The organism is Litorimonas sp. (assembly GCA_029936425.1).
In the GTDB taxonomy this organism is placed as follows: Bacteria; Pseudomonadota; Alphaproteobacteria; order Caulobacterales; family Maricaulaceae; genus Litorimonas.
In genome coordinates this window covers 1-1802 of record JAPYSU010000083.1, presented here as the reverse complement: position 1 = coordinate 1802, position 1802 = coordinate 1, and the positions used below count along the sequence as shown (strand labels likewise).

The following is a 1802-nucleotide window of genomic DNA, read 5'->3' as shown; positions in this document are numbered from 1 at the left end:
AAACTTCGCTGCTATACTTGGTGAAGACACGAGTTTCCAGGTCCACGAAACCACCTGTTTCCAACGGAACATCTTCATAACACTTTTCCGAATTTTTTATTAACCCTTTCTTGGCGGCGCATTTAAAGAGATAGAGTATCTCTCCTCTGCTCTTCGCGAAGGTGTCATTTGCGTATAAGGTTACTTTCGTTGAGTGCAACGTGTGTCGATTCTGGCAGATAGTAGACGACAACTGGTCAGTTTTCTCATATAAAAGCTTTTCTATACGGTAGTTTTCGAAGTCGATCGCCGACTCGAGTTCGATCTCGATCTCTAAGTTTCCAGGAGATAATGGAGCCCATCCTGTCAATTGCTTGGACAAATACAAGTGCAGGTAGTTGGTGGCCAACAATGCAGCTCGGGGACAATGCGGCCAGCTTGCCGTGACGCCAATGTGCTGCAAGTAGATGTGACTGGTCAAGTCGACCAGATGGGTAGTTCCGGCAGGAATCATGTCTACTTCCCTAATCTTCTCCAAATCGCAAGGCCGTGTGGGCATGTTCCAGATGTAGGTGGCAAATGCCGTGACACAAGCTCCTTCGTTGGCTTGACAAGACAAAGTGAGATGATCACTAGGGACATCCACCATGTTTCCGGATACTTCGAACTTCGATTCGTGGATCTCTACTTTGTATTGAGACAATTCGAGTACTGAATTTTGGATTGAGCCCCCGACCTTTTTGTCAATGCCACGACAATAGGTGCTACCGGAGTCCTGGGTGAGTTCTCCGGCATCTATGCTCTCGAAGACATTTACGGCATTAAAAGCTACTGCATGTTTCACGCCATCTGGGGTAGAATAATAATTGGTATCCCGGATTTGCTCGCATTGTTGCACAGATAGAGAGACCGGCATGCCGTAATCCGGAGCCTTTAAGAAGCTTTCATGGCTCCAGACACGGCAGGATAACCACAAGGTAGATCTTGTGACTCGGCAGGTGAAGCCTTTGTAAACTGCTTTGAAAGTTCGCTGCAATAACGCATAGCGCTGAGAAGCTACTTTTGTCGGTTCCTCGGCTTCGCAAGCGGTGTGGAGGGAGTATGCCCGAATCTTGGTGGGGTGAGAACAATCGAAATAGTCGACCTCATATATGGCGAAGACGACTGAACAAACGAATGCCGCACGCAGCAATGCGCGCATCGTGGATTCTTTTCCTTCAGTTAAGATCCGAACACATGAGTCCCTTTTTATATATACTTTATTCCCACTAAGTCGACTAGCTGTTAAGAGTAAGAGTGTTCAACTGCTACTGAGGTCTCTTGTAAAGTCTAGGGTCACTAGTCAATGTTAGTGTCATATGTACTGTTTACACAAGCTGTCATATCAATCACTCATTTTTTGTGAGAAGGCTGTCTGCTTGGTCCAGCAGAGTTTCTTCTTTCATCTTCTTACTGTCAGAAGAAGCTGCCTTGTGCAATGTGGGATGCTCTCTCTTCAAGTGGGCCCTCTTCTTGATGGGGACCGGTGCATCCTTGCTCTCGGGGGTGGCTGGCTCGCTCTGATTGATGGGGACTGGGTTCACCATATTCAAGACAGCCATGGCTGTATTGCAGTATGCATTGTAACAGCCACGGTTGGGCGGGTTGTCCAACTCGCACCTGGTCATGGGGGACTGGGCCAACGCGCAGCACCTGGGGATGAGCTTCAAGTTCCAGGTTATCTTCCTTTCGCAGGAATAAACCTGCAGGTTTGCCTCAACCTGGACCTCGAATGCTCGGGTACCGAGACGCTCCTTCAGGGTAGCGGTCAACTGCATCCGGGT

Annotated in this window: 2 protein-coding genes; both read right to left on the bottom strand. The window is 48.4% G+C overall.

Annotated elements, in window-relative coordinates:
- Positions 1 to 1180: hypothetical protein (locus ACN0IC_RS15220; protein WP_416879603.1), on the bottom strand; the 1180-nt coding region annotated here is incomplete at its 3' end.
- Between the two features lie 187 nt (positions 1181 to 1367).
- The coding region (locus tag ACN0IC_RS15215; RefSeq protein WP_416879602.1) for a hypothetical protein at positions 1368 to 1802 on the bottom strand (435 nt) is incomplete at its 5' end.